Below are 22,560 nucleotides of genomic sequence, written 5' to 3' on the forward strand. Positions count from 1 at the left end.
ATTAGCTTTCGTCTACTTTCATACTGCGTGCGATATATAGAACCGGTGTCGAAGCTGCCGATACGACAAACTTGATCAGGTAGGTAGTCAATAGGATTTGCCACCATACGTCCATCGGGAATTCTCCTAAAAAGGCAATCGTACAAAAGGTAACGGAGTCAAGCATCTGACTGACGAGCGTGCTTCCATTATTGCGAATCCAGAGCTGATTGCGGCCTGGACATTTTTTCTTCAACCACGTATAGATTTTCACGTCGACAAATTGGCTGACAAAATACGCACACAAGCTCCCCAATGCCACTCTTGGCATCAAGCCAAAAATCGTTTCCAACGATCTTTGAATCTCTGGTCCCTGTGGTTGTGGTTCAAACACCAGCACGAGCTGCATGATGATCGTTGTCGCAATTAAGGTAAAGAAGCCGAACCACACGGCTTTTTTCGCTTCTCTTTCTCCATACTTCTCGTTCAATAGATCGCTTACCAAATAAATAGATGCATAGATCGTATTGCCTAGCGTCATGACCAAACCGAACATCTCGATTGTTTTGACCACTTGGATGTTGGCTAGCACGGTAGCCATCCCGATCCACGCGTACAGTCCCATTCTGCCGAACAATCGGTAGCAGAGCAGGAACAGCCCGAAGTTAACCAGAGCAAAAATCACTCCGATCCAAAAATTAAACATATGATTTCCTCCTAGTTTTGATAACGCGGGAGTTTACGAACCGCGGCCCGTTTTGGGCATTCAATCATTTTACTTGCATTCGCTTATTTTATCAACCATTCTCGAGGCATGCACAGCAATTGACATGCGGGACACCAACACTATTCCCTCATCGACTAAACTAGCTAATGCTAATGAAACGGTTTCTCTGGTCGCCCCCACCATGTTGGCAATCTCCTGATGGGAGAGAGCTACGGTCAATTTCCAAAACGGCTCTTCTGCTTTTCCAAACCGCTGACATAATTGAACCAACAGATGCAATACGCGATCCCTAACCGATTCCAAGGCCAGCTTTTCCATCCTCTCCTCTTGTTCCCCCAATCGTTTTGACAACTGCAACATCATTTCTTTCAGGCTTGGTGGACATGCTTTCAGCATTTCTTCCATCCGAGTCGCACTCCAATGAGTAAGGGTCGTTTTTTGCATCGCTTCAATGAAAACAGCGCGTGACCCTAACACCATTTCCTCAATCTCGCCAAAAACAGCTCCTGGTCCCAACAATCCTACGGTAAAGGACTTTCCATCCTCGTTCAGCCGAGAAAAACGCAGGAGTCCCTTTTGAATGAAGAAAATGCCCATTTGAGTGTCGGTCGGTGTCTGAAACACCGTTTTCTTGGCTAGAACGATTTGCTCACTCATGATGCACCCCCCACCATCGCAAATACCTAGTTACCTATACTTTTATGTATTTAAATTCATTTGTCAATCAGCTCTTTCCCTCTTCCTCCAAAATGAAAAAATGACCACCTCATAAAAGGCGGCCGTCTCTTACCTTGTTGATACTGCTATACCCAAAACACAGGATAAGCACGTTTCTTATGCATGTTATTAACGAAAAGAGCTATCAGCACAACCACTACTGCACCTATGAGTACCGGAGACAATAAAAACTCCCATCCCTTGCCATCCATGACAATGACGATCGGATTGGCACCCGCAGGAGGATGCGTCGTTTTCGTCACATGCATAATGACAATCGCAAGACCGACACTTAGAGCTACTACCCACAGCTGCGATCCGCCTATTTGATAGAGCAGCACACCAACCAAGCTGGTGAAAAAATGCCCTCCGATGATATTGCGCGGCTGAGATAACGGCGAATCCCAGGCCACAAAAGCAAGCACACAGCTTGCTCCAAATGAAGCCATCAACCAGACCGCAGTCGTTAATTCCGTCAGCATGCCCAGTACCCCTATCGTCACTAATCCGCCAAGGCCCCCAATCAACGCAACCGAGCCAGATATTTTCAAGGGCGTTCTACTTCTCCCCTTCATTTTGGCTACAAAATCCTTTATGCTCCATCCACCATTCATCAGAGCCACCTCCTGCTCACATCGTAGCAAGTGACCCTTCCTTGTTCTGTAAGCTATCTTACAAAAACATAAATAATAGCTAGTTACCTAGATATTTAGTAAAATAAAATACAAACCCCAAACTGTGAGGCGAATATCCATGACTCAATCACTTGTGCGGCTAAATGCGGACTTTCCAATCCCGATCCATGTGCAAATCAAAGAACAATTGAAGCTTCTCATTGGCTTAGGCCACCTTCAATCGGGCGAAATGCTTCCACCTGCTGCCCAATTAGCCGATCAGCTGCAAGTCAACCGCAACACCATTAATGCTGTATACACACAGCTACGGGATGAAGGTCTCGTCTATTTGCAAAAGGGTCGCGGTACCTCTATCGCAGACAAACCTGCGATTACTGCCTTTCGCATGCGTCAGCAATCGCTTTATGATCACGCCAAAACCATCATGACTGAAGCACAGCAGCTTCCGTTTTCGCTGGATGAGCTTATGCTTGCTTCCATTGCTTACGGACACTTGTTTCTTTCCCAGTCCAAAAAAGAATCTCGCTGGCTCTTAGTGGAATGTCACGAGCATGATCATCCTTTTTATCGTAGGAAAATAGAAGAGATCATCGGTCACTCCATTCAGGTTGCCTATCTTGAAAACCATTCAGATGTCCTCTCTGCCTTACAAGATGCCGACCAAATTGTCACTACGGTCAACCATGCAGAAGAAGTAAAAGAATTAGCTGCTCGTTATCACAAATCAGTCCTCATCATTGGAGCAAATGCCCAGACGAGCACCCTGCTGGAGATCGCTCGCTTGGAGGCAGGCCGTACAGTTGGGTTTGTTTGTCTCGGAAAGAAAGGCGGGGAATGGATGGCGGGACGCGTACAAGAGGCAGGTATCGAACAGATTCAACACATGACCGCAGGATTCGCTGATGAACGCTCCTTGCAGCAGATTATCCATGATTCTGATTTGCTCTATGCCTCCTCTGCGGTATATGATCAGCTCCTCGCGATAGCTCCAGACAAAACACGTCTCTATCCTATGCTGTTGGAGCAAAGCAGCGAGGCACTGCTAAAAGAAGCGAGCAACCTCCTAGCACCTTAACCTTTACCTGTTACTGATTTGTAGGATTTATGTCGATAGTCTGTAACCAATGCATCCGCCCTATCGTACATAATGAACGTATAGCAAGGACAAGCACAAAATACAGCACACGACACTTTTCATCATGATCAGTCAGCAAGACTGGGGAGGAGATTCATCACATGAAACACATGAAACACTTGAACAAACTCGTAACAGGGACGGTACTTACTTCTGCACTTTTCACTGGTGGGTATGCCATTACAGCAGATGCAAGCAACACAATTGCTGCACCAAAAGGCTTGCAAGAGATTACGAAAATAACATCAGACGTAACGGGTGACAAGACAGTAGACACAGTGGTTCTGTACGGAAAAAAAGAGAAAAACAGCCCATACGTGAAGGATCTCACTATCAAAGTAACAGATGGCAAAACGAAGAAATCTTTTAACATTGACGTGAAGGACAGCGGCTACGAGCCGAAGCTTTCCGTTCAAGATTTCACTTACGATAAAAAAGACGAGATCATGGTTACTGCAAGCACGGGCGGAAGCGGCGGCTACACAACCAATCACATCTACACCGTTAAAGATGGAAAAGCGAAAGAGCTCAGCCTGCCAGGTCTGGATAAAAACAAAGCAGGTGTAGTCGGAGCGGACTTCGTCGAACTGAAACCAATCGATCTAAACAAAAATGGTCTCTACGTACTGGAAGGTACAGAGCGTCTGACTGGTGATTACAATGCAGATGTTCGCGGCTACCTCAAATCCAAATGGAAGTGGAACCAAAGCAAATGGGAATTGATGAGTGCCAACTTCGAACCAGCTGTAACACCACTCGAAGTCTATCATGATACTTTCAAAAGCCAAGACTCTGCCTTTGCTTTTAAAGGTCCAAAGTCGTGGAACGGCAATATCCTTATCGAGGAAAAAACTGGCCCACATGCAGACGAATTCTTGCCAGAAGCAAAGAGCGTAACCCGCTTCATCTTCAATACTGACAAAGCAGAAGATCGTGCAACTGCTGTCGTTATCACTGCGTTTGACCTGAATGACTGGAAAAAACTGAACAACCCGGACGAGCCGCCAATCGGTGTCGAAATTACACGTAACCAAGCAACCAACACGGTTTATGTCGTAAGCTTGCCACAAGACTCCGTATTTGACCCAGCAAGCAAAGAAGGGAAGAAATTCATCCCGCTGATGATGTCTCTGGATCAAGTAAAACAAGCGTTTACGCTGGTAAAACGATAATTAATCCGCATCTCTCCACGAACAATCCCTTTGCCTCTCTCATAGGCAAAGGGACTTTTTTGTATTTATGGAGGTTTTCTGACTACAGCTTCGCAAGTCTTTTTTGCTTCTCCTCTTTTTCAGCCGCATCCAGGTACTCAAACAACCCAAGACGATTTCCCCATGGATCGGCGAACGTCCCCCACTTGACCGGTACTTCTTCTCGTTGAAAAATTTCAAACGGTTCGATTTGTAGCTCGTTAATCAGTCTTTCTTTTTCCGCCTCGATATCTACCACGGCAAAGCGCACGGGACCGCTACCCTCCGCTGGCGTCCCCTCTGCCAGTTGCAGCCAGCACCCAGGCAATACTTCCCACTCAGCAAATCCTTCGTGCGGAACAAAATCCGGCTCTCTTTGCAAAAAACTCTGGTACCAGGCTTGTCCGTTGGCGAAATCAGAAGTACGCAATTGAAACGTCATCTCATGGATCATGGAAAAGTCTCCTATTCTTCAACTTTCCATCCATTATTTCACAAACCTTGCGCCACTTTCTAGAGAACAGAACATAAAAAACCCCCGACTCAAGTCGAGGGAAAACTACTCTTTTATGTGAAGATCGGCAGCATGAGATTCAGCAAGAACAATCCCGCGATGACGTACATGAGCGCAGGCACTTCGCGACGTTTGCCCAATGCGAGCTTCATGAGTGGATACGCTACGAATCCAAACGCAATTCCATCTACAATGCTGTAGGACAACGGAATAATTGCGATGATCAAAAAGGCAGGGAAGCCTTCCGAGAAGTCCTTCAAATTGATATTCTGTACGTTTTGCAGCATCAGTGCGCCAATGATGATGAGCACTGGAGCAATCGCTCCATCTGGAATCATTTTGATGACAGGAAGCAAACCAAGTGAGAGCAGGAACAAGGTGCCTGTTACAAGTGCGGTCAGTCCCGTCCTTCCTCCCGCTGCGATTCCTGCCGCAGTCTCCACCGTCGAAACCGTCGGACTGGTTCCCAAAATGCCAGAGATAGCAGCGGACAACGCATTTGCTTGCAGCGAACGTCTGAACTTCTGCGGCTGTCCAAGCATCGAGGTATGCCCATGAATCAAGCCAATATTTTCAAAGACGATGACCATCGCCAACGAGAAGGTCGCGATCCAAAATGGCAACGCCCAAATGGCTGAAAAGGAAAAACCCGCAAATACGTTTCCGTAATCCGCGAACGAGAACGTTCCTCCCCCTCCTGGTTCGACAATCCCGAACAAAAAGCCAAGTCCTGTACCAACCGCAATTCCGATCAGAAAGTTGGCCGGTACATTTCGAACAAACAAAATCAACGTAACAATCAAAGTAATCAGCGTGACGATCACATGCGGGCTGGACAAATCACCCAGCGCGACAAATGTAGACGGATTCATGACGATCAACCCGCCTTTTTGCAGACCGATGAAAGTTAAGAACAGCCCAATCCCTACGGTAATCGCTTCTTTTAGTGAAGCGGGTATCGCATTGGACAATATCGTCGCGGCCTTGGTAAAGGCAATCACAGTAAAGATCAGACCCGAAACAAAAACAGCAGCCAACGCTTGTTGCCAAGTGAGGCCCATCGATTGGCATAATGTGAACGTAAACAGAGCGTTGATCCCCATGCCGGGAACCAGAATAATAGGAGCATTTGCCCAAAAGGCCATGAGAAGTGACCCGATAAATGCCGTCAAAACAGTCGCCAGAATGCCTGCTTCCATCGGTATTCCAGCATCATTTAAAATCGAAGCGTTTACGGCAACAATGTAGACAATGGTGACAAAGCCAATAAATCCGGCGATGAGTTCCCTTTGAAACGTCGTGTCGTAAGCACGCAAGTGAAATAGCTTTTCCATCCACGTACGCACAGATATTCCCTTCTTTCCTTTATGTCTATTCCATGAAGTGAAGATTCACAGGAAACATGCTATCATAGCTTCATCAATATGAAAAATATCCATAAAATCTAATTTTCATATCGTTTTCATATGGAACCATTCTCGTAAGGAAAGAAGGGCGTGTGTGTGGATATTCGGCAACTGCGTTACTTTATTGCCATAGCAGAAGAAGGTCAGATAACGGGGGCGGCTAAAAGACTGAACATGGCCCAGCCGCCTTTGAGTCAGCAGCTGAAGCAAATGGAGGAGGAGCTCGGAACCATGCTTGTTGAGCGCTCAGGAAAACAAATGGTCCTGACAGAAGCAGGCATCACTCTTTATAAACAGGCGCTTAATATCGTTCATCAAATGGAGGAAGCCCTCTCCGAGGTAAAAGAAACAGGCGAAGGCATTCGTGGGACACTTTCCATCGGTGTCAGTGCCCTGTCGGCCTATCGCCTGCCAGAACAAATTCGTGTATTTCAGCAAAAATACCCACTCATCACCTATAAAATTTGGAAAGGCGATACGCAGCTTCTCAATCAGTGGCTGGAGCGCAGAACCATAGAAGTCGCTATCGTACGCCTTCCCCACTCGCTAAACAACTGCACCATGATTCCGTTGGAGGAAGAGGATTTCGTGCTCATCGTTCCAGCCACCTCCCCCTATGCCGATCGAAAAGAAATCGAAATGCGCGAAATCGCCGAGCTTCCACTCATCATGCCGAGCACGCCGGGATTGGGCATTTACGACTTGATTATCAAGGAATTCTCCCGTCTAGGTGTGGAACCGCACGTCATCTGCGAGTGCCCGGACATCTCTCTCATCGTCAGCATGGTGGCCTCCTCAGTCGGTTCCTCCATCGTCCCCATCTCAGCGTGGGAAACGCATCAGAGCGAACAAATTCGCGGGATTCGACTTTCCGGAACTTCCATTTATTCTTCTGCTGCTGTCGTTTGGCAGTCTGGACGCCATTTGTCCAAAGCAGCGAATCGGTTTATCGAGACGTTTTCATCGTAATTCCATTCAAGGGCGGTCCATCCGGAATAATCTTGGAAATCCCGCGGGATGATAACTATTACCATTTCTTGTAGATTCCCGGGAGGATAAAGATGACTTTCCTGATATCCTTGGTCATTGTATTTGTTATTGTGCTGTTCGGCGCGATTTCTCCTGAGCTTTTCGCCGCTGCGGCTTCTCAAGTCCTGAAAGTGACCACGACGAATTTTGGCTGGTTTTATTTAATCGTGACTTTCGGTTTTCTGATCTTTTGCATTTTCCTTGCCTTTAGCAGATACGGACAAATCCCTTTGGGGAGCGACGATGACGAGCCGGAATATTCGCTCCCTACCTGGTTTGCTATGTTGTTTTCTGCTGGGATGGGGATCGGTCTTGTCTTTTGGGGAGTGGCTGAGCCCGTCTCTCATTACTTCGCTCCGCCAGCAGGTGTGACTGGACAAACGACCGAAGCCGCACAAACTGCTCTGCGCTATGCGTTTTTTCACTGGGGCCTGCATCCTTGGGGGATCTACGCTCTCATCGCGCTCTCGCTCGCGTATTTTCAATTTCGCAAAGGGGCGAAGGGCTTGATTTCCTCCACCTTTGGCCCGCTGCTCGGTGAACGCATCCACGGACCGCTCGGAAAAGGGATCGATATTTTGGCTGTCATCGCCACGGCATTCGGTGTCGCAACCTCACTTGGCCTCGGAACTCTGCAAATAAACGGAGGCTTGTCTCACCTCTTTGGACTGCCGTCCAGCACCACCGTGCAAATCGTCATTATTTCCTTGATTACAGTGCTATTTTTGCTCTCCGCTACGACCGGACTGGATCGGGGGATCAAGTATTTGAGCAATACGAATCTGGTATTCGCCTTGTTGCTCCTCCTGCTAACGCTCGTATTGGGACCAACCTCGTTTATTTTTGACGCCTTCACCAGCACGCTGGGTAGTTATTTGAACAACCTCATCTCGATGAGCTTGCGGCTGACCCCTTTTACACAAGGGACATGGGTAGCCAACTGGACGCTGTTTTACTGGTCGTGGTGGATTGCCTGGGCGCCGTTCGTCGGCATGTTTATCGCACGCGTCTCCAAAGGTCGCACGATTAAGGAATTCGTCATTTGCGTGATGCTCGTTCCGAGTTTGTTGAGCTTTATTTGGTTTTCGGTGTTTGGCGGGACTGCACTTCATCTCGAAATTTTTGATCAAGCCCCTATAGGAGCGGCGGTACAAAGTGACATCTCGACTGCGTTGTTCCTCGCACTGGAGCAGTTGCCTATGGGATACATTCTCGCTGTCGTTGCGATTCTGTTGATCATCACGTTTTTTATCACGTCAGCGGATTCAGCTATTTTCGTGCTCGGCATGCTGTCATCTGATGGCAACCTGGACCCGTCAAATCGAGTAAAAATCACCTGGGGCGTCCTCCAATCCGCAATCGCGATCGTTCTATTGTTAAGCGGCGGCTTAGAAGGACTACAGACAGCCTCCATTGTGGCAGCGCTGCCCTTTACCGTCATCATGGTCCTGATGTGCTTTTCCCTTGTCATGGCACTACAGGAAGAAGACCGGATTGCGAAAAAGAAACGGAAGGATCAGCAGAAGAAGCTGGAGCGGTTGTTGAAGGAGTTGTAAAAAGGGGACGCTGTCCATCGCGTCCCCCCTTGTTATTCATTGGTTGCTTTCCTCTCAGATGTTACCTCAATCCCGTTTCTGCGAAACAGCGCCGCCGTCAGCCCGACACCCGGCACTTTTTTCCCGGAAAAGCTGCCATCGTAAACGAAGGAGCTTCCACAGGACGGGCTGTTTTCTTTTAAGATGGCGGATGTGGCTCCAACCGTTTTCGCCAGCTTTAGCGCTTGGTTCGCCCCCATCAAAAATCCCTCGGTGACGTCTCGGCCCGTATCGTCTATGATGCGTGCTTTGCCATCCAGAACATCTTCTCCAGTTCCCCCGATGATTTCTGCTGGTGGTCGTGGTGTTGGCAAACCTCCCAGCTGTTCAGGACAGACGGGAATGGCCTTTCCTTCCCGGAGCAATTGCTCCAGCTCCTGGTCCAAGCATGACTTCTGATCGTAACGGCATTCACAGCCGATCAAACAGGCACTAATCACTTTCATGACAACCGTCTCCCCCCCTTTTTATCTATCTACAGCTTTCGCAGCTTCACGCTTTGCACCATATGATTCTGCCCTTTATCCAAAATCAATTGCGCGCGAACACGCGTCGGTAAAATGTTTTGGCGCAGGTTGGCTCCATTGATCTCCGTCCAAATCCCGGTGGCTACCTCAGTCGCCTCCTCATCAGACAAACTCGCGTAACGCTTGAAATACGAGGATGGATCGGAGAACGCAGTCTGACGCAGTAGCTTGAATCGCTCTACATACCATTGCAGGATGTGCTTCTCTTCCGCATGCACGTAAATCGTGAAGTCAAAGAAATCGGAAACAATGACCTCGGAAATACGGGCATCGTTTTCGTCGCCTCTAGGCGGTTGCAGCACATTCAAGCCTTCGACAATCAAAATGTCAGGCTGTCTGACGGTCTGCCATTCGTCTGGCACGATGTCATATACAAGATGGGAATAAACTGGCGCTTTCACTTCAGGCAAACCCGATTTTACATCGGATAAAAAGTTGATAAAGCGGCGCAAGTCATAACTCTCCGGAAATCCCTTGCGCTTCATGATTCCTCTGTCTTCTAGAACCTTGTTCGGATACAGGAATCCATCGGTCGTTACCAAATCGACCTTCGGATGATTCGGCCAGCGGGATAACAGCGTCTGCAAAATGCGAGCCGTTGTACTTTTGCCCACAGCCACACTGCCTGCGATACCGATAATGAATGGAACCTTACCATCCTGGTTCCCTAAAAAAGTGTGGGTCGCCTGGTACAGCTCCTGCGTGCCCCCGACATACAAATTCAGCAGACGGGATAAAGGAAGGTAAATGTCGGAGACTTCGGTCATAGACATTTTCTCGTTCAAGCCCTGCAAAAGGGAAAGCTCGTTATCAGATATGGTCAACGGCGTGGAAGCCCGCAGAGCACTCCACTGCTCGCGATTAAATGTAACATAGGGTGATGCCATGGGAATGTACATCCTTTCCATCATGAAAGTGCTTTCTTTAAATCAACACAAAGTTAGTTTACACCAGCATGTCTCTCTTGGGAACAAGGGGGTTGTCCCAAATCAGACCAGCTCTGCACTTTGCCTTCCTGAGTACATAAGAAAAAAGCCGATACCCCATGGTATCAGCTTTGCTTGCAAAGAATTTCTCGTTATTTTCCCAAGTGGGCTTGCAGCATCCACACATGCTTTTGCAAGCTGTCCATGATCCCTAAGAACATATCGCCAGTCGCTTCATCGTCCCCTGCTTCTGCGGCTGTAATCCCTTCTTTAAGCTCTTTGATCAGCAGTGTAAAATCGCTTACGACTGCCTCTACCATCTGATCCGCAGACTCTCCACCTGTCGCTTCCTTAATGGATGCCTGCTCCATACAGGCCTTCAACGTCGAAACAGGCTTGCCCCCAACCGTTAACAGCCGCTCCGCCAGCTCATCTACATTTTTCGCTGCCTCGTTATATAGCTCCTCAAATTTTTCATGTAGGGTAAAAAAATTTGGGCCTTTGACATACCAGTGATAATGATGCAGCTTCATATACAACACAGACCAGTTGGCCACCTGTTTATTAAGTACGTCGGTCACGGGCCGACTCATTGTCATACTCATCCGGACGCTCCACCTCTCATGATATAGGATAGCGTTTGTAGTATGTGGTGAATTGAGCGTTTCTATTCTTTTCATATCAGTTCATTCTTTCTACCCAGCTCATTTCTTGCTTTTTCTAGCGTCTGTAAAATTTCTTCCCGCTCTGAATCCTCGTATCTGTCCATAACATCTTGCAAGCCACATTCAATAACCTGCAAGTATTCGTCATAGGTTATACAAGCTGTTTCTTCGGGATAGCCGGGGAATTCCATGCTCAGGACAACTTGGTCGATCGCACATCGCTCAGGATCATCCAGAGCGTACGTCCTGTATGTCGCAATCATACAAACATCATCAAAAATGACGCCTTCTCTTGTAAAGATGATATTTATGCTTTTCAATATTCGCCGTTTATTGATGAAAACGCCTCCGATGAACCGCTGATTCCAGTCGTGATTAATCATTTTTCATACATGTTACGTACTTTTTTAATCCGCAGGGTTAACTCTGCTTTTTCATCTAGCGAAAGTTGCTCATTTAATTGATCAGGTTGAAACTGTTGTATCTCACTTTTAAGTAAATGAAACCGTTCATAATTCGTTATGTTTTTACTGATTAAAAACTCAGCTATAGTTGTTTGGACATTCATATTTTCTCCACGTGTATTTTTGCAGTCCCTTTGAAATCTTTCTTGTGCAGCAAAAATAATGATATCACCGTCATGGCTTGTTTCTTGCGTGAATACATTCAGAAATTTAATTACCTCGTCCTTCATTTCAGAATAGTACCATCTAACTAGCGGATGAGCATCGACAGGTTTGTGTTCTATATTTTGCAAAACATGGTCCCTACGCCTCATCAGATCTGTCAATTGCTCGGTTGTTAACACCTGTTGCAGTTCGAACATATTCAACTGATTTAATGCTTCTACAGTGTGCTTTTTGAGGTTAACGAAAATCTTTGCTGGCAATAGAGATAGTTCACCGAAAGCGACATTAACAACGATCTTCTCCATTTCCCCCATGTTTTCCACATTTTCGTATACATCCCATGTTCTAGCGAGGCATTCGGACAGACTCATGTTCCTTGCTCTGTACGCTAAATAATCTTTATTAATTTCATCAAAAAGCTCTTGGTATTCCCACTCCAAGCTTTGTTCCATTTTACTTTCCCCCTTGCTCTAAACTTTCAAGCTTTGTTCCACGTATTTATAACGAACGAGGGGAAGATACTCTTCCAAATATTCCGTTCCATCTCCTGACTCTATCTTTTTTACTACATGTAAAACCATTCGATTTCGCTTCCCTTCACTTGCAGCACTCATATGGAAAAGAAAAGCCATCATACACGATTTGCTTCATGACTCACGGTTGCATCCACAACCATTGAGACAGCTCTCCGTAATTTAGTAGCTCAATAAATGAAGCTAACTAGCCATGCATTTTCACAAGGAAATCCTCTAATACTCCCCTAGTCGCAACGCCAGCTCTGGGAAGCAATTCATTTACGCGAACGAGCATGGCAGGATTGTCACGTATCATTTGTTTCGCTTCTAGAGTCGTATAGCTTCTCAACGTATCTACACAGATAACGAAAAGCTCCTCATCATCCGTATCCAGCAACGATAGTAGAATGTTCAGTTCATGCTCGTTACAAGAACTGTCCAGACAGTACGCGAGTTTTCGCTGCCATTCTAACGGCTTCATCAGCACATGACTGGACAGGTCTTCCCAATCCTTTTGGCTAAACTTTGCTAGCATGTCAGACGCTATTATGCAGCCATCGTCATACCAATAATCAACGGTATTTTGGCAGCCTGTTATGAAAACATCTAATTCTTTGTACATGCTGATCACCTTCATTCAATATTCAAGTTTTTTCTCATGTCTTCCAAATACACTTACAGTAGATGACCGTAAAAATACTTTTGACCCTTCTCCCATTTTCTGTTTGCAAGACCTTTCACATAGCTTACATAATCTCTATAATTATCAGCCGTGATTACGGTGTGGTAGTCCCCAGGTACTTTTTCACCTGACCAAGTCGACAATAAAGATGGAATAAGTTCCATTCCGAGCTGTTGTTCATGATTGGCGGCAATAAATACCCTTTGCATGAGTATCTTTGTCAGATCCCCAGGAAAGGCCAAATTCTGTAAATAGTAATACTTCCCCGCATCGCAATCTTCCATGAAATCTATGTAATACTCGCCAATCTCATCTACTGTCGCATTATCACCCAGGTGTTCTTTGAAATTGATAAAGCAGTCAATCGAATCTCTGATCATTACCGAAGTGTCACAAATGGTGTCCCACTCTTCCAGCAAGGCCATCAAATATGGAATGACTTCAAGGGAAAGTGTCGTAATAGCCTCAGCCGCAAAGGTATCCACTGCCGCTTTGTTTCCTTCTCCAAGAAAAAGAAGATGATTGGGATCCTGCAAATCTTCGTGTGTTGAAATGGAACAAAACACTCTAATACAAAGGTTTAATAGAGCCTCGTCATTCGTGTAATTCATGAGCTGAATAAGTAGTCGTTTTTGCGTGAAATCTCCCAATTTGAATAGTTCAATCAGATGAAATAAGGCTTCGTGCTCTGTGGTTGCACGTAACAGGTTTTCTTTTATAGTAGATGGGCTAGAGGATGATGGTTGCCCAAACCAAATGTTGTTTGAAATGCTGGTGAATTGTTCCATTCCCTATTCACCGTCCTCAGTCCATTATCGTGGCTTTTTGATGTACGTTGCTGTGTGGATATCATTCTGCACTATCCACTCCTCAACCCCTTTTGCATCTACAAATCGTGTTTTATAGAGAAGCGCTCCATCTAGGACTGCACCTTTTTTCCAGGACGGGTTATTTCCATACAAAGTCACCGAGTTCATCTATAACTGAGCCTTTTTCCATCCCTCGTTCTTCACTGCATCATCATGATATTTATCCTATAAACCACTCTACGACTAAATCGTCAAAAGTGTGCTTAGGGAAAACAACTAGGACCTAGAATGAAATCTGTGTCTTTTCCATGTAAAAAAACCACAAATTACTCATTTCCCTTTTTACTGTCAATCATAAGCTAATTCGAGATTGACAAAAGGAGGATTACTATGGCGAATAAAGCGAAAGCGAAGGTTAGCCCACAATTCAAAAGGCTCTGTACCCGATTTGGAAAAATATTAGGGGGCGAGTCGGAAATTGATAGTGGGCCGGTTTGTTTTGTCATGCGGCTTACAAATCTTCGAGAAACCATCTTGGGAAGACGTACGCTTTCCCCTTTAGTTCGAGCTCAAATGTTTTCGTTTGAATCTCTTGATAAGTCGGGTCGTGCCCTTTGTTTGGGAGAGACTGCCGTTCACCAAAATCAAGTGAACCGCTTGATGTCGAATCTCCGCAAACGCGGGATTAAAGTGACAGCACTTCATAACCACTGGCTAAATGAAAATCCGCGCTTAATGTATATGCATTGGGAAGCGATAGAGAATCCTATCGTATTCGCCAGGAAAACCAAAGAGTCCATCGCATTCCTGGGTTAAATGATGGAGCTATGAGGTTTTCATTTCATCATAATCGAAAGGATGACGAATATGGGCAAAGTAAAGGCAAAAGCAAAGGCAAGTCCTCAGTTTAGAAGACTATGTAACCGGTTCTCTTCTATTTTAGGTGGAACTGAGCATGAAATTACAAGAGGTCCTGTTTGTTTCGTCTCCAGAAATAGAAAATTCAATGCATCCATATTAGGCAGAAAAACAACATCCCCGTTGGTCCGCTATCAATTGTTCTCATTTGAATCCTTGAACAGTTCAGGACGTGCACTATGTTTAGGGGAAACGGCTCTCTTCCAAAATCAAGTAAATCGTTTGCTATCAAACCTTCGCAAAAACGGGATAAAGGTAACAGCGGTCCATAATCACTGGCTCTTTGACAACCCGCGTCTTATGTATATTCATTGGGAGTCGATTGACAATCCCATTGCATTCGCAAGAAAAGTGAAGCGTTCTATTGCGTTTTTGGGGTAATCATTGGTATTGATAATAGAAAACAGCGGCAGCTTAAGACGTGGTGCAGTTCACAAGTCCTAGACTGCCGCTGTAGCTTCAAACCCAAAACCTGAGATTTCCTACAACGGCAATCTATGAATAGTATCCCCTGAATCTCCGTACAATTGCGGATTCACGGGATATTGCCATTTTCGTTACTACTTTCACCTTTTCTTATTATCTCGCGCGTTTTGTTTCACGAGCTGCTGTGCAATTGTATTTCCAATCAGATAGGCTGGTGCAGACGTGTTGCCATCCACCGTGAATGGAATAATCGAATCATCAGCAACAATTAAGTCCTTTACTCCGTGGACTTGACCATAGCTATCCACCACTCCGCCCTTGCTGAGAGGCGCCATGCGAAGCGCACCTTGTTCGTGATGATTATGGTCAAAATTATTTTTGATGAACTCTTCAAGCTTGCGATTATTATTGATGATGTCAAGAGTCGGCGAAATAAGCCGGTATGATCGATCGATCGCAGCTAATTGTGTGGCTATCTTCTTGATATATACCTTATAGCAGTTTTTAACTGCTTCAAGATCTGCGGGATTATGGAGATATCCTTCATCAGCCAGCACGATTTTCAACGGATCATTGCTTTGTATTTTTATGGAACCGCGGCTTTTTGGTTTTAGGAAAAGGATAGCGATCGTCAGTTTCCCTTTTGAGCCGATTCCAATCAGTTGGACTGCCCGACGAGTTTTGTTTGAGCCTGGAGTGGGATCTGGCAAAAAGGCCCCACCTGTAAAAAGTGCATTTGGATCATCCTCAGGCAATGGATTATCTTTCGGATTGGCACTAAACTCAGCAAAGTTGAGCGTGTGGTTTCTAAGGCCTTTGCCTACATGGGGATTGGCGAAAACAACTGGGATTCCTTCGTCCTTAAGCATTTTGGCGGGACCGATTCCAGAAAGCATTAAAAGCTGAGAACTATGGATGCCTGCTGAGATGATTACTTTTTTTCGAGAGTAGGCTCGCACGCGTTTACCCTCTTTGAGAAATTCTACGCCAATTGCTCGCTTATTCTTAAATAATACCCGAAGAACTGTTGATTTAAAGAAAACTTGCAGCTTTCGACCATTGACTCCTTGACCAGCAGTAGTCATGATATCTGATGATAGAAAAGCGGTGGAAGCACTTTCTCGCTGTCCATTGGGTTGCTGAAATAATTGCCAACGCGTAAAGGGTCCCAGGGGAGTTTTCGGGTCATTGTAATCGAGAATTTTTCGAAATCCTGTTGCTTTCTCGATGGCTGACACTAATTTTTTGGACATGGGTGTTGGATTTTCAGGTGCTTGCCGAATGTCGATCAATCCCTTATAGCCACGAACCTCTTTATTATTTGTCTTTCCATTGTAATTCTCCATTTTTCGGAAAGTGCGAGTTGCATTCTTTGGGGACCAAAGGGGTCCCAGCAGCTTCTCCCATTGCTGAAAAACTGCTGACGTAGGTCTTACATACTGCTGTGTGTTAATAGAAGAGCCTCCACCCAATAATCGACCCGTCGTCCATTCAAAACTTCGTTCATTTACTTTTTCCTGAGGTACTCCTTCTCCTTGCCAAAAATATTGAGGAAGATACATCTCCTCCAGCTCTAAAGCAAACGTTGAGTCGCTGATTGGCGTGTCCCTATCATTATTTTCTCCTGCTTCCAGTACGAGAACGGATGTTTTTTTATCGTCCGTTAGTTTCTTTGCAATAACAGAGCCTGCTGGACCGGTGCCTACAACAATGTAATCAAAAGTGATTTTCCCATCTTTCTGTTTGCTTCCGCTCATTCGCTACTCCCCTACATGTACAGTTTGGATCATCCCATGAACTCGAAAGACACGTGTGATCTAAAGAAATTGGGTTAATGTAGGGTATTATTCATGAATGATGATGGTGAATGATTTAAAAAAGCTCATTCCGTCTACCACGACAGACGGAATAAGCCTACTTCACTTCCTATGCTGTTTCTATTTTTTCGGTGTTGGACTTGGCAAACTTTCAAATGCATATCCATTAATCCCGGCAAAATCCATCTTTTTACGCAAATCACTGACAAACTGCGTAAAATAAAGCCCACGATCCATGCTGCCCGCATATTTTCTCAGGTCGTAATCGTAGGATAATGAATCGTATATGTGCTGTAAATCATCGACCAGTACCTTTTTCATATCCGCTTTTTTAATAGATGGATCGACACTGCATTCGTTCACGAGCGCCTGTAACGTTTCCTTGAGCGAATCGTTGTCAAAGGACGGGTGTGAGAGTAAAAATTTCAAATCGTACAAGTCTTTAAACCTCGGCCTTACAATCGTTTGATGCAGCTTCCAAGCAACCTGGATGGACAGGGGCACAGTGTACGGAACCAAGAAGCTTTCCCCAATGGCAGGTTGGTACTGTAGCGGAACCGGTTCTGCATCCATTTCCAGGTTAAACGAAATATCCAGATCAAGCTCGCTATAATCATTCGCTTCCCTTGTTTGACCTGTGAAATAATAGGCAATATCCGTATTGATCGTCGGAAAATCATCTGCCATTGCGTAATCGATATATCTCCAAAATGCATTTTTTCGAAAACTTCTAAACACCACGCCGTCGTTTAGATCCATTTCGGTTACTTGGATCATCCATTGTGTAAATACTTCATGGGCATGTTCAACGTCCCTGATCTTCCCCGCATACAATAAGTCGATGTCATTCGCGTCCCGAATCTCTCGGTTGTCCAAATATTGTCTGGTTAGAAGACTGCCTTTTAATACAAAGGGCATATTCACAAGAGCAACTCTTCTCAACAGTGCTTCCAAAACAATGAGCTCTCTCGCCTCATATTCCAACTCTGCTACATCGTCGTATGTAATCATCATGATCCTCCCTCTACTCATTAGGAAATCCAGCCACTGTCCAGTTCTTCTCGGCTGTCATAAATGCATAGTTCGTATTGTTCTTTAATTAGCCCGATCTGATTTTCTTGCAAAACGGTATGAATCTTTTCTACTCGATCGTAAAACTGTTTCGGGCTTTCATATTCTCGGACGGTGATAAATCTCACTTTTCCATTCGCATTCAAAGAGTTTCTCGAGATATGTCCGCCATGACCCTCACATAAATTTCGTAACGCCGCGACATCATCGACCTGTACCTTGCCATGCCATTCGAAGTAAGGCTTCGAGTTTTTTAGGATGGGCTGGTAAAAGTACGTTTCTTCTTTTGGTGAAATCTCTACTTTTTTTCGGACGATGGTAAAACCGTTGTTTTGAAACGTAGCTGCAATCTTTTCCATCTCTTTATTCGCTTCCTGAAAATCTGCTCGCTTGATTACTCCTGTTATCATCGGTTGATTGATGTAATTTCCCTGATCCAAAACGATCATGACCGGTTTCACTTGTTCCGATTGGCAAAGATCGATAAAAGCTTCCTTTTCATCAAGTTGGAGATCGTTGAAGGTAACATGAAACTCAAATTCCATTGCTTCACTCCCTGACTTTCTTGTATTGCACATTCAATTCAATTCATTTCCTTTTCTTCCTATTTGTATCGTCATAACTTTTCTATTTCTTAACCGTTTCGTTTAAATAAAAAAGTAGAGGTACGTTGAAAATCATTTCTCAACATATCTCTACTTTGTATGAGTGCTAGTTGCTAACCATTTAGCTTGGTGGTTGCTGAAAAGTCCAGAGAGTGTACTTTTATGGACCAATGCCCCAAGATTTCATCGAGTTTTAAAGCGTAAGTCCTGAGCCTTGAGCCTAAAGAGCTTTGATACGTAAGTTTTGAAAGCTGAGCTCTCATCTTTGAGCTTTCATCCTCATATCCGCCAAATAATTATAGGATGGCCTAGTTAACCCACTAGGCAGGGGACTCTCGTTTATCAGCTATTCAAATGATTAGCAAATTACACGGTTAATCCACAAGATTGATTTTGGTAATCGTATTGGATTCGCTTAAAATAAAATCGACTTCACACTCAAACTCGTCAATTTCTTTACTAAGCGTATCCATTTTCTCTTTTAATTTCAATGGGTCTACCAGCTTCGCTTCATTCTGCTCTTTAAACGGTTTGGAGATCGCCTCCATTTCCGTATCCTTCACCTTGGAGTCTTTGCCAAAGTTCGCTTCGAGCAGCTTTTCTAATCGCAGCTGTACTTCTTCATTTTTCTCTTCAACCTGCGTGACAGCGTGGTTGTAATCTCTTCTCATTTTCTCCAGCAGTGATTTCTCATATTGAATGGAGGTTTTTCGCTCGATTGCTTCGGCTACTGTCATTCTCTTGCCGCTTATCGTTACCATTGTCTTCGCGTTGGATTCGACGATTAGCGACTTAATTTTTTGTCTTCTTTTTATTAGATCAATGGTGGATTGGTAGTTGCGCTCTGTTGTTTCCACATACAGCTCTGTTGACGTATAGCCAGATACTGGCTTCGGTCCAATAGCCGAAGATATGAAAGTCGTTTCATTGATACCTTTTTGGATTCTTTTATCGAGTAATTTTAATTCTGAGAGTCCTCTTGTGATAGACATTTCCATCGTGTCGTTCCTCCTCGTGGAGTTTTGATAGGAGAATTGTAATGTATATTTTGGGTACATTTGGTAGTTTACTATACAACTTTTTGAAAATGCCTGTCAAATTTCAGCCCTATTTCATAACCCAGTTTCATAGTCTTCTACCAGCTGTGACTAACTCATTACTGTTCTCCATTATTTTCAAAAGCTCATTTCTCCCTAACGTCAGGGTGAAATGAGCCTTTTAAAGTTTATTCGTTATTACCAATATCAAAGTTGCAAATATAGTCGATACAGCATTCGGGCAGCTTCCCCGCGAGTGACAGCCTCACCAGCCCTAATCTGTTTATCAGCAGGGACATCGATCAAGCGCTGCTTCACAGCCAAAGCCATCGTTGGTCTCGCCCATTCGGAGATCGTGTGTTGGTCTGTGAATTGACTCAAGTAGTCCTCCGTATTCGAAGGGTAGTAATAATTTTTCTTTTCATGTAATGATCTTGCACCAATCGCAGCCATTTCTTCCCGGGATATGGTATGATCCGGGCTAAACGTGCCGTCCGGATAACCTTTGACGATATCCTTTTTTTCGGATGAAGCGATAAATGGAACATGCCATTGCGGCGGGTTCACGTCTGAAAAGCTCTCCGTCGCCGTTTCGTCCAAAGCGTAAAAAGCTCTTACAAGCATCGCCGTGAACTCTGCACGGGTAAGCGGTGAATCAGGCTCAAAGTTGCCATCTTCTTTTCCCGTTACGATTCCTTTCGATCCCAGAAACTGTACGGCTTGCTGTAACTCAGGATCCTTATTGTCAAGATCAGGGAACGATTTAGTGTTATCGTCCACGAAATAGGTTCCGGAACGGTTTATTTCGGCTTCCATGCCGTTATTGTACGGATTGAACTTTCCTCCGATAGGCTGCGTTACTTTCCCATTCGTATAGAACATGCTAGTATGTGTCGCGTCTGCCTGATTTGCAGGCAGAATGAGCCTGATGTTGCTTGATACGTTCGAAAGCTCCTGCCCTTGCTCATCTAAAAATTGTACGTGATATCCGCCGTTATTGTTTTCCACCAAGCGAATAACGATAACCGGGAGCGAACCGAACAGGCGATTTACGGTCTCAAGGTTAAACGTCAGTTTCGCATCCCCCGTATGAACGGTAAGATAGTCGACATCCTTACGATTCGTGAAGCTATCCTTATACAGTTTGACTGTAAAACCTTTTTGTTCAGGCAGAGACGCTAAAATTTCCCCATTTACGACTAACTCTCTAGCAAGGGCAATGTTGTTTTCCGATAGCGTCTGCTCCACGGCAGTCTTAGCCTTTCGCGCATTGTCAGCTACGCGGTCAATCAACTCGGGCGTGATGACGAGTTGGCCGTCAACAAGCTCCGGCTTTTCGCTACTTGCGGCTGTAATAACTAGCTCTCCTGCTTGGGTCAGTCCCTCCACAATAAACGGACGCTGTCTGTCAGCGACAGGAACCGACTGGACGGCCGTGTAATACGTCTCGGACAGCCTATTACTGTCGACGACGTACAACAAAAAGTAAGCAGTCACGTCCGGAGAACCAGCTCTGCTTGCCGTTGCCCTCACAATGGTCTGCCCGGGCTTGTTCGCTTTTACAACCTGTGTACCATTCACATTCGCTAAGGTTCCTATACTCGGATCGTCAATGGTGTACGTCATTTTTGTCCCGGGAAGCAAATTATTTACCGCAATGAATTGTTTGTTCCCAGGTTGTAGCATCGTGACATACGGATAGAGACTCATTTCCGGCGTAGTTCGTATCACAGCCTGGGCAGTTGTTCCAGAGCGATTCCCCGTTGGTTTGTCTGCTGTCCCAGGGCGTTCGGCTGCTGGTTTATCTGCTTTCTCTGAACGATTACGAGCTACCGTTTCATCCATGAAAACAACTAGCTTCGGCAAGGCAATCGAATCTGCCCAAGCCCACAAAGTCTGATCCTTTTTTAATACATAGTAATACCTGGCTTGTGGGGAATAGTCATTTTGGTATATAGAAGCGATGTCCGTAAACTCTGGGAAAACTTTATCGTTGTTGTCCACTGACCAAAGCTGATCGTCTTCTCGGAAGGCATACGTTTTATCGATATTCCGATCTCTCATGGAGTCAAATTGCACGATCGTTCGTGCGTCTTTTGCTGCGTGTAAATACAAAGGGTATTTTTTCGTGTCAGCGGTTGACCAAGACAAGACTGTGCCATCTTTCATATAGGCATAGCTGGTAGAAATGCCCGGTTCTATCTTGACGATATCAGCAAATCCGTTCATCTGCTCTGGACTTGTGTTTTTCGAGCGGTTATTCGGCAGATACGAATTTGCCTTCCATCTCCAAACCGTACCGTCCTTTTTCAAAGCGAATACGATGCCGTTAGCCATTTTTATGGATACGACATCATCTAGCAGCTTTGTTCGAACTAGAACGGGTGAGACACCCTTCATGGTACCTATCTCACTTCCCAAACTCCACACGGAACCGTCTGATTTTAATACGAACAATACCTTATAGGCATTGTTATAATACGCGACTAGTGACGTTACATTTTTTAAATCTTTGATTTGCTTCGGAGCACTAGCCGTACTCGTTTCAAGAGTGGTGACGGGGTCGGCGTCCCAATACCACACCGTTCCGTCTTGTTTTAGGGCCGCGTAGTTAACAATATAGTTTCCCCGGGCCGACTTCCTTTTGACTGTCATCTCCTTCACATTCTGCAAGCCCGGAATTTGCATCTTCTTGGCTTTATAGAATGGATCTGAAGAACTAAGAGGATGTCCATAGATGTACCAAGTCCATACGGTTCCATCTTTTTTCGACAGTAGCACATTATCGTTAAGGATGTGGTAATCCTCTCCGATACGTGTATATTGCTGTTCGTAATCAACTCCTGTGTCATTCCCATTGGCTTGAACCGTATTAAATTGGGCCGTCAGGATTAACACAAGGCTTAACAATGCTGCCATCAATCGTTTCATAGTTGTCCTCCACCAAATATCTCCCCGATAATCTCTTTGCTCTGTCTCCCAATTACCATATTTTGCACTAAACTT

24 protein-coding genes are annotated in these 22,560 nt (G+C 45.1%); 6 read left to right on the top strand and 18 right to left on the bottom strand.

The features are described from left to right. Window position 1 precedes the first annotated feature (1 nt). The 3 genes from HPY31_RS18585 to HPY31_RS18595 all read right to left on the bottom strand — a co-directional run bounded on the left by HPY31_RS18585 (window position 2) and on the right by HPY31_RS18595 (window position 2,037). Window positions 2-685 carry a queuosine precursor transporter gene (locus tag HPY31_RS18585; RefSeq protein ID WP_016741826.1) on the bottom strand — a complete coding sequence of 228 codons (684 nt, stop codon included), beginning with the start codon at window positions 683-685 and terminating at the stop codon, window positions 2-4. A gap of 69 nt (window positions 686-754) precedes the next feature. Further along, window positions 755-1,363, bottom strand: a complete 609-nt coding sequence (locus HPY31_RS18590) for a Crp/Fnr family transcriptional regulator (protein WP_172141925.1) — start codon at window positions 1,361-1,363, stop codon at window positions 755-757. A 146-nt stretch (window positions 1,364-1,509) separates the two neighbouring features. Continuing rightward, complete coding sequence (locus tag HPY31_RS18595) at window positions 1,510-2,037, bottom strand: HPP family protein (RefSeq protein WP_172141926.1); 528 nt, start codon at window positions 2,035-2,037, stop codon at window positions 1,510-1,512. 139 nt (window positions 2,038-2,176) lie between these two features. Here HPY31_RS18595 and HPY31_RS18600 point away from each other — a divergent pair, with 139 nt between their 5' ends. Together HPY31_RS18600 and HPY31_RS18605 are read left to right on the top strand one after the other, a co-directional pair. Beyond that, entirely contained in the window at window positions 2,177-3,133 is a 957-nt protein-coding gene (locus HPY31_RS18600; RefSeq protein ID WP_172141927.1) for a GntR family transcriptional regulator, read from the top strand. Between the two features lie 161 nt (window positions 3,134-3,294). Beyond that, window positions 3,295-4,365 carry a hypothetical protein gene (locus HPY31_RS18605; RefSeq protein ID WP_172141928.1) on the top strand — a complete coding sequence of 357 codons (1,071 nt, stop codon included), beginning with the start codon at window positions 3,295-3,297 and terminating at the stop codon, window positions 4,363-4,365. An 82-nt stretch (window positions 4,366-4,447) separates the two neighbouring features. On the opposite strand, the gene HPY31_RS18610 is transcribed toward HPY31_RS18605, so the two are convergent. After that, on the bottom strand, window positions 4,448-4,837 hold the full coding sequence (locus HPY31_RS18610; RefSeq protein ID WP_172141929.1) for a VOC family protein: 390 nt from the start codon (window positions 4,835-4,837) through the stop codon (window positions 4,448-4,450). Between the two features lie 113 nt (window positions 4,838-4,950). Further along, the gene (locus HPY31_RS18615) at window positions 4,951-6,243 is read right to left on the bottom strand and encodes an NCS2 family permease (RefSeq protein WP_371811739.1); all 1,293 of its coding nucleotides are present in this window, start codon (window positions 6,241-6,243) and stop codon (window positions 4,951-4,953) included. Window positions 6,244-6,399: 156 nt separating this feature from the next. Here HPY31_RS18615 and HPY31_RS18620 point away from each other — a divergent pair, with 156 nt between their 5' ends. Continuing rightward, the gene (locus HPY31_RS18620) at window positions 6,400-7,272 is read left to right on the top strand and encodes a LysR family transcriptional regulator (protein WP_087344571.1); all 873 of its coding nucleotides are present in this window, start codon (window positions 6,400-6,402) and stop codon (window positions 7,270-7,272) included. 92 nt (window positions 7,273-7,364) lie between these two features. Next, complete coding sequence (locus HPY31_RS18625; RefSeq protein ID WP_172141930.1) at window positions 7,365-8,888, top strand: glycine betaine uptake BCCT transporter; 1,524 nt, start codon at window positions 7,365-7,367, stop codon at window positions 8,886-8,888. Between the two features lie 32 nt (window positions 8,889-8,920). On the opposite strand, the gene HPY31_RS18630 is transcribed toward HPY31_RS18625, so the two are convergent. The 8 genes from HPY31_RS18630 to imm47 all read right to left on the bottom strand — a co-directional run bounded on the left by HPY31_RS18630 (window position 8,921) and on the right by imm47 (window position 13,659). After that, window positions 8,921-9,373, bottom strand: coding sequence for a 2-thiouracil desulfurase family protein (locus HPY31_RS18630; RefSeq protein WP_172141931.1), 453 nt, complete (start codon window positions 9,371-9,373; stop codon window positions 8,921-8,923). Window positions 9,374-9,402: 29 nt separating this feature from the next. Next, window positions 9,403-10,341, bottom strand: a complete 939-nt coding sequence (coaA, locus tag HPY31_RS18635) for a type I pantothenate kinase (RefSeq protein WP_231850569.1) — start codon at window positions 10,339-10,341, stop codon at window positions 9,403-9,405. A gap of 191 nt (window positions 10,342-10,532) precedes the next feature. Continuing rightward, window positions 10,533-10,985, bottom strand: coding sequence for a Dps family protein (locus tag HPY31_RS18640; RefSeq protein ID WP_172141932.1), 453 nt, complete (start codon window positions 10,983-10,985; stop codon window positions 10,533-10,535). Between the two features lie 71 nt (window positions 10,986-11,056). Beyond that, a complete protein-coding gene (locus tag HPY31_RS18645; protein WP_172141933.1) occupies window positions 11,057-11,428 on the bottom strand; it encodes a hypothetical protein in 372 nt (123 codons plus the stop codon). Further along, window positions 11,425-12,126, bottom strand: a complete 702-nt coding sequence (locus tag HPY31_RS18650) for an Imm3 family immunity protein (RefSeq protein ID WP_172141934.1) — start codon at window positions 12,124-12,126, stop codon at window positions 11,425-11,427. The genes HPY31_RS18645 and HPY31_RS18650 overlap by 4 nt, the downstream gene beginning before the upstream one ends. Before the next feature lie 18 nt (window positions 12,127-12,144). After that, window positions 12,145-12,309, bottom strand: a complete 165-nt coding sequence (locus tag HPY31_RS18655; RefSeq protein ID WP_172141935.1) for a hypothetical protein — start codon at window positions 12,307-12,309, stop codon at window positions 12,145-12,147. Between the two features lie 85 nt (window positions 12,310-12,394). Then, a complete protein-coding gene (locus HPY31_RS18660; RefSeq protein ID WP_172141936.1) occupies window positions 12,395-12,811 on the bottom strand; it encodes a hypothetical protein in 417 nt (138 codons plus the stop codon). Window positions 12,812-12,864: 53 nt separating this feature from the next. Beyond that, on the bottom strand, window positions 12,865-13,659 hold the full coding sequence (imm47, locus tag HPY31_RS18665) for an Imm47 family immunity protein (RefSeq protein WP_172141937.1): 795 nt from the start codon (window positions 13,657-13,659) through the stop codon (window positions 12,865-12,867). Window positions 13,660-14,070: 411 nt separating this feature from the next. Between imm47 and HPY31_RS18670 the strand changes: the two genes are divergently transcribed. Both HPY31_RS18670 and HPY31_RS18675 read left to right on the top strand, forming a co-directional pair. After that, window positions 14,071-14,496, top strand: a complete 426-nt coding sequence (locus HPY31_RS18670) for a DUF1259 domain-containing protein (protein WP_172141938.1) — start codon at window positions 14,071-14,073, stop codon at window positions 14,494-14,496. A gap of 51 nt (window positions 14,497-14,547) precedes the next feature. Next, window positions 14,548-14,979, top strand: coding sequence for a DUF1259 domain-containing protein (locus tag HPY31_RS18675; protein ID WP_172141939.1), 432 nt, complete (start codon window positions 14,548-14,550; stop codon window positions 14,977-14,979). Between the two features lie 185 nt (window positions 14,980-15,164). On the opposite strand, the gene HPY31_RS18680 is transcribed toward HPY31_RS18675, so the two are convergent. The 5 genes from HPY31_RS18680 to HPY31_RS18700 form a co-directional block, all read right to left on the bottom strand. Beyond that, a complete protein-coding gene (locus tag HPY31_RS18680; protein ID WP_172141940.1) occupies window positions 15,165-16,781 on the bottom strand; it encodes a GMC family oxidoreductase in 1,617 nt (538 codons plus the stop codon). Between the two features lie 180 nt (window positions 16,782-16,961). Further along, window positions 16,962-17,855, bottom strand: a complete 894-nt coding sequence (locus HPY31_RS18685) for a nucleotidyl transferase AbiEii/AbiGii toxin family protein (RefSeq protein WP_253901866.1) — start codon at window positions 17,853-17,855, stop codon at window positions 16,962-16,964. A 17-nt stretch (window positions 17,856-17,872) separates the two neighbouring features. Continuing rightward, entirely contained in the window at window positions 17,873-18,457 is a 585-nt protein-coding gene (locus HPY31_RS18690) for a hypothetical protein (protein WP_172141941.1), read from the bottom strand. Window positions 18,458-18,891: 434 nt separating this feature from the next. Further along, the gene (locus HPY31_RS18695) at window positions 18,892-19,515 is read right to left on the bottom strand and encodes a hypothetical protein (RefSeq protein WP_016741808.1); all 624 of its coding nucleotides are present in this window, start codon (window positions 19,513-19,515) and stop codon (window positions 18,892-18,894) included. Window positions 19,516-19,761: 246 nt separating this feature from the next. Next, complete coding sequence (locus HPY31_RS18700; protein WP_253901867.1) at window positions 19,762-22,485, bottom strand: S-layer homology domain-containing protein; 2,724 nt, start codon at window positions 22,483-22,485, stop codon at window positions 19,762-19,764. Window positions 22,486-22,560 lie beyond the last annotated feature (75 nt).

The sequence above is a fragment of the Brevibacillus sp. HB1.3 genome, assembly GCF_013186635.1.
Lineage (GTDB): Bacteria > Bacillota > Bacilli > Brevibacillales > Brevibacillaceae > Brevibacillus > Brevibacillus brevis_D.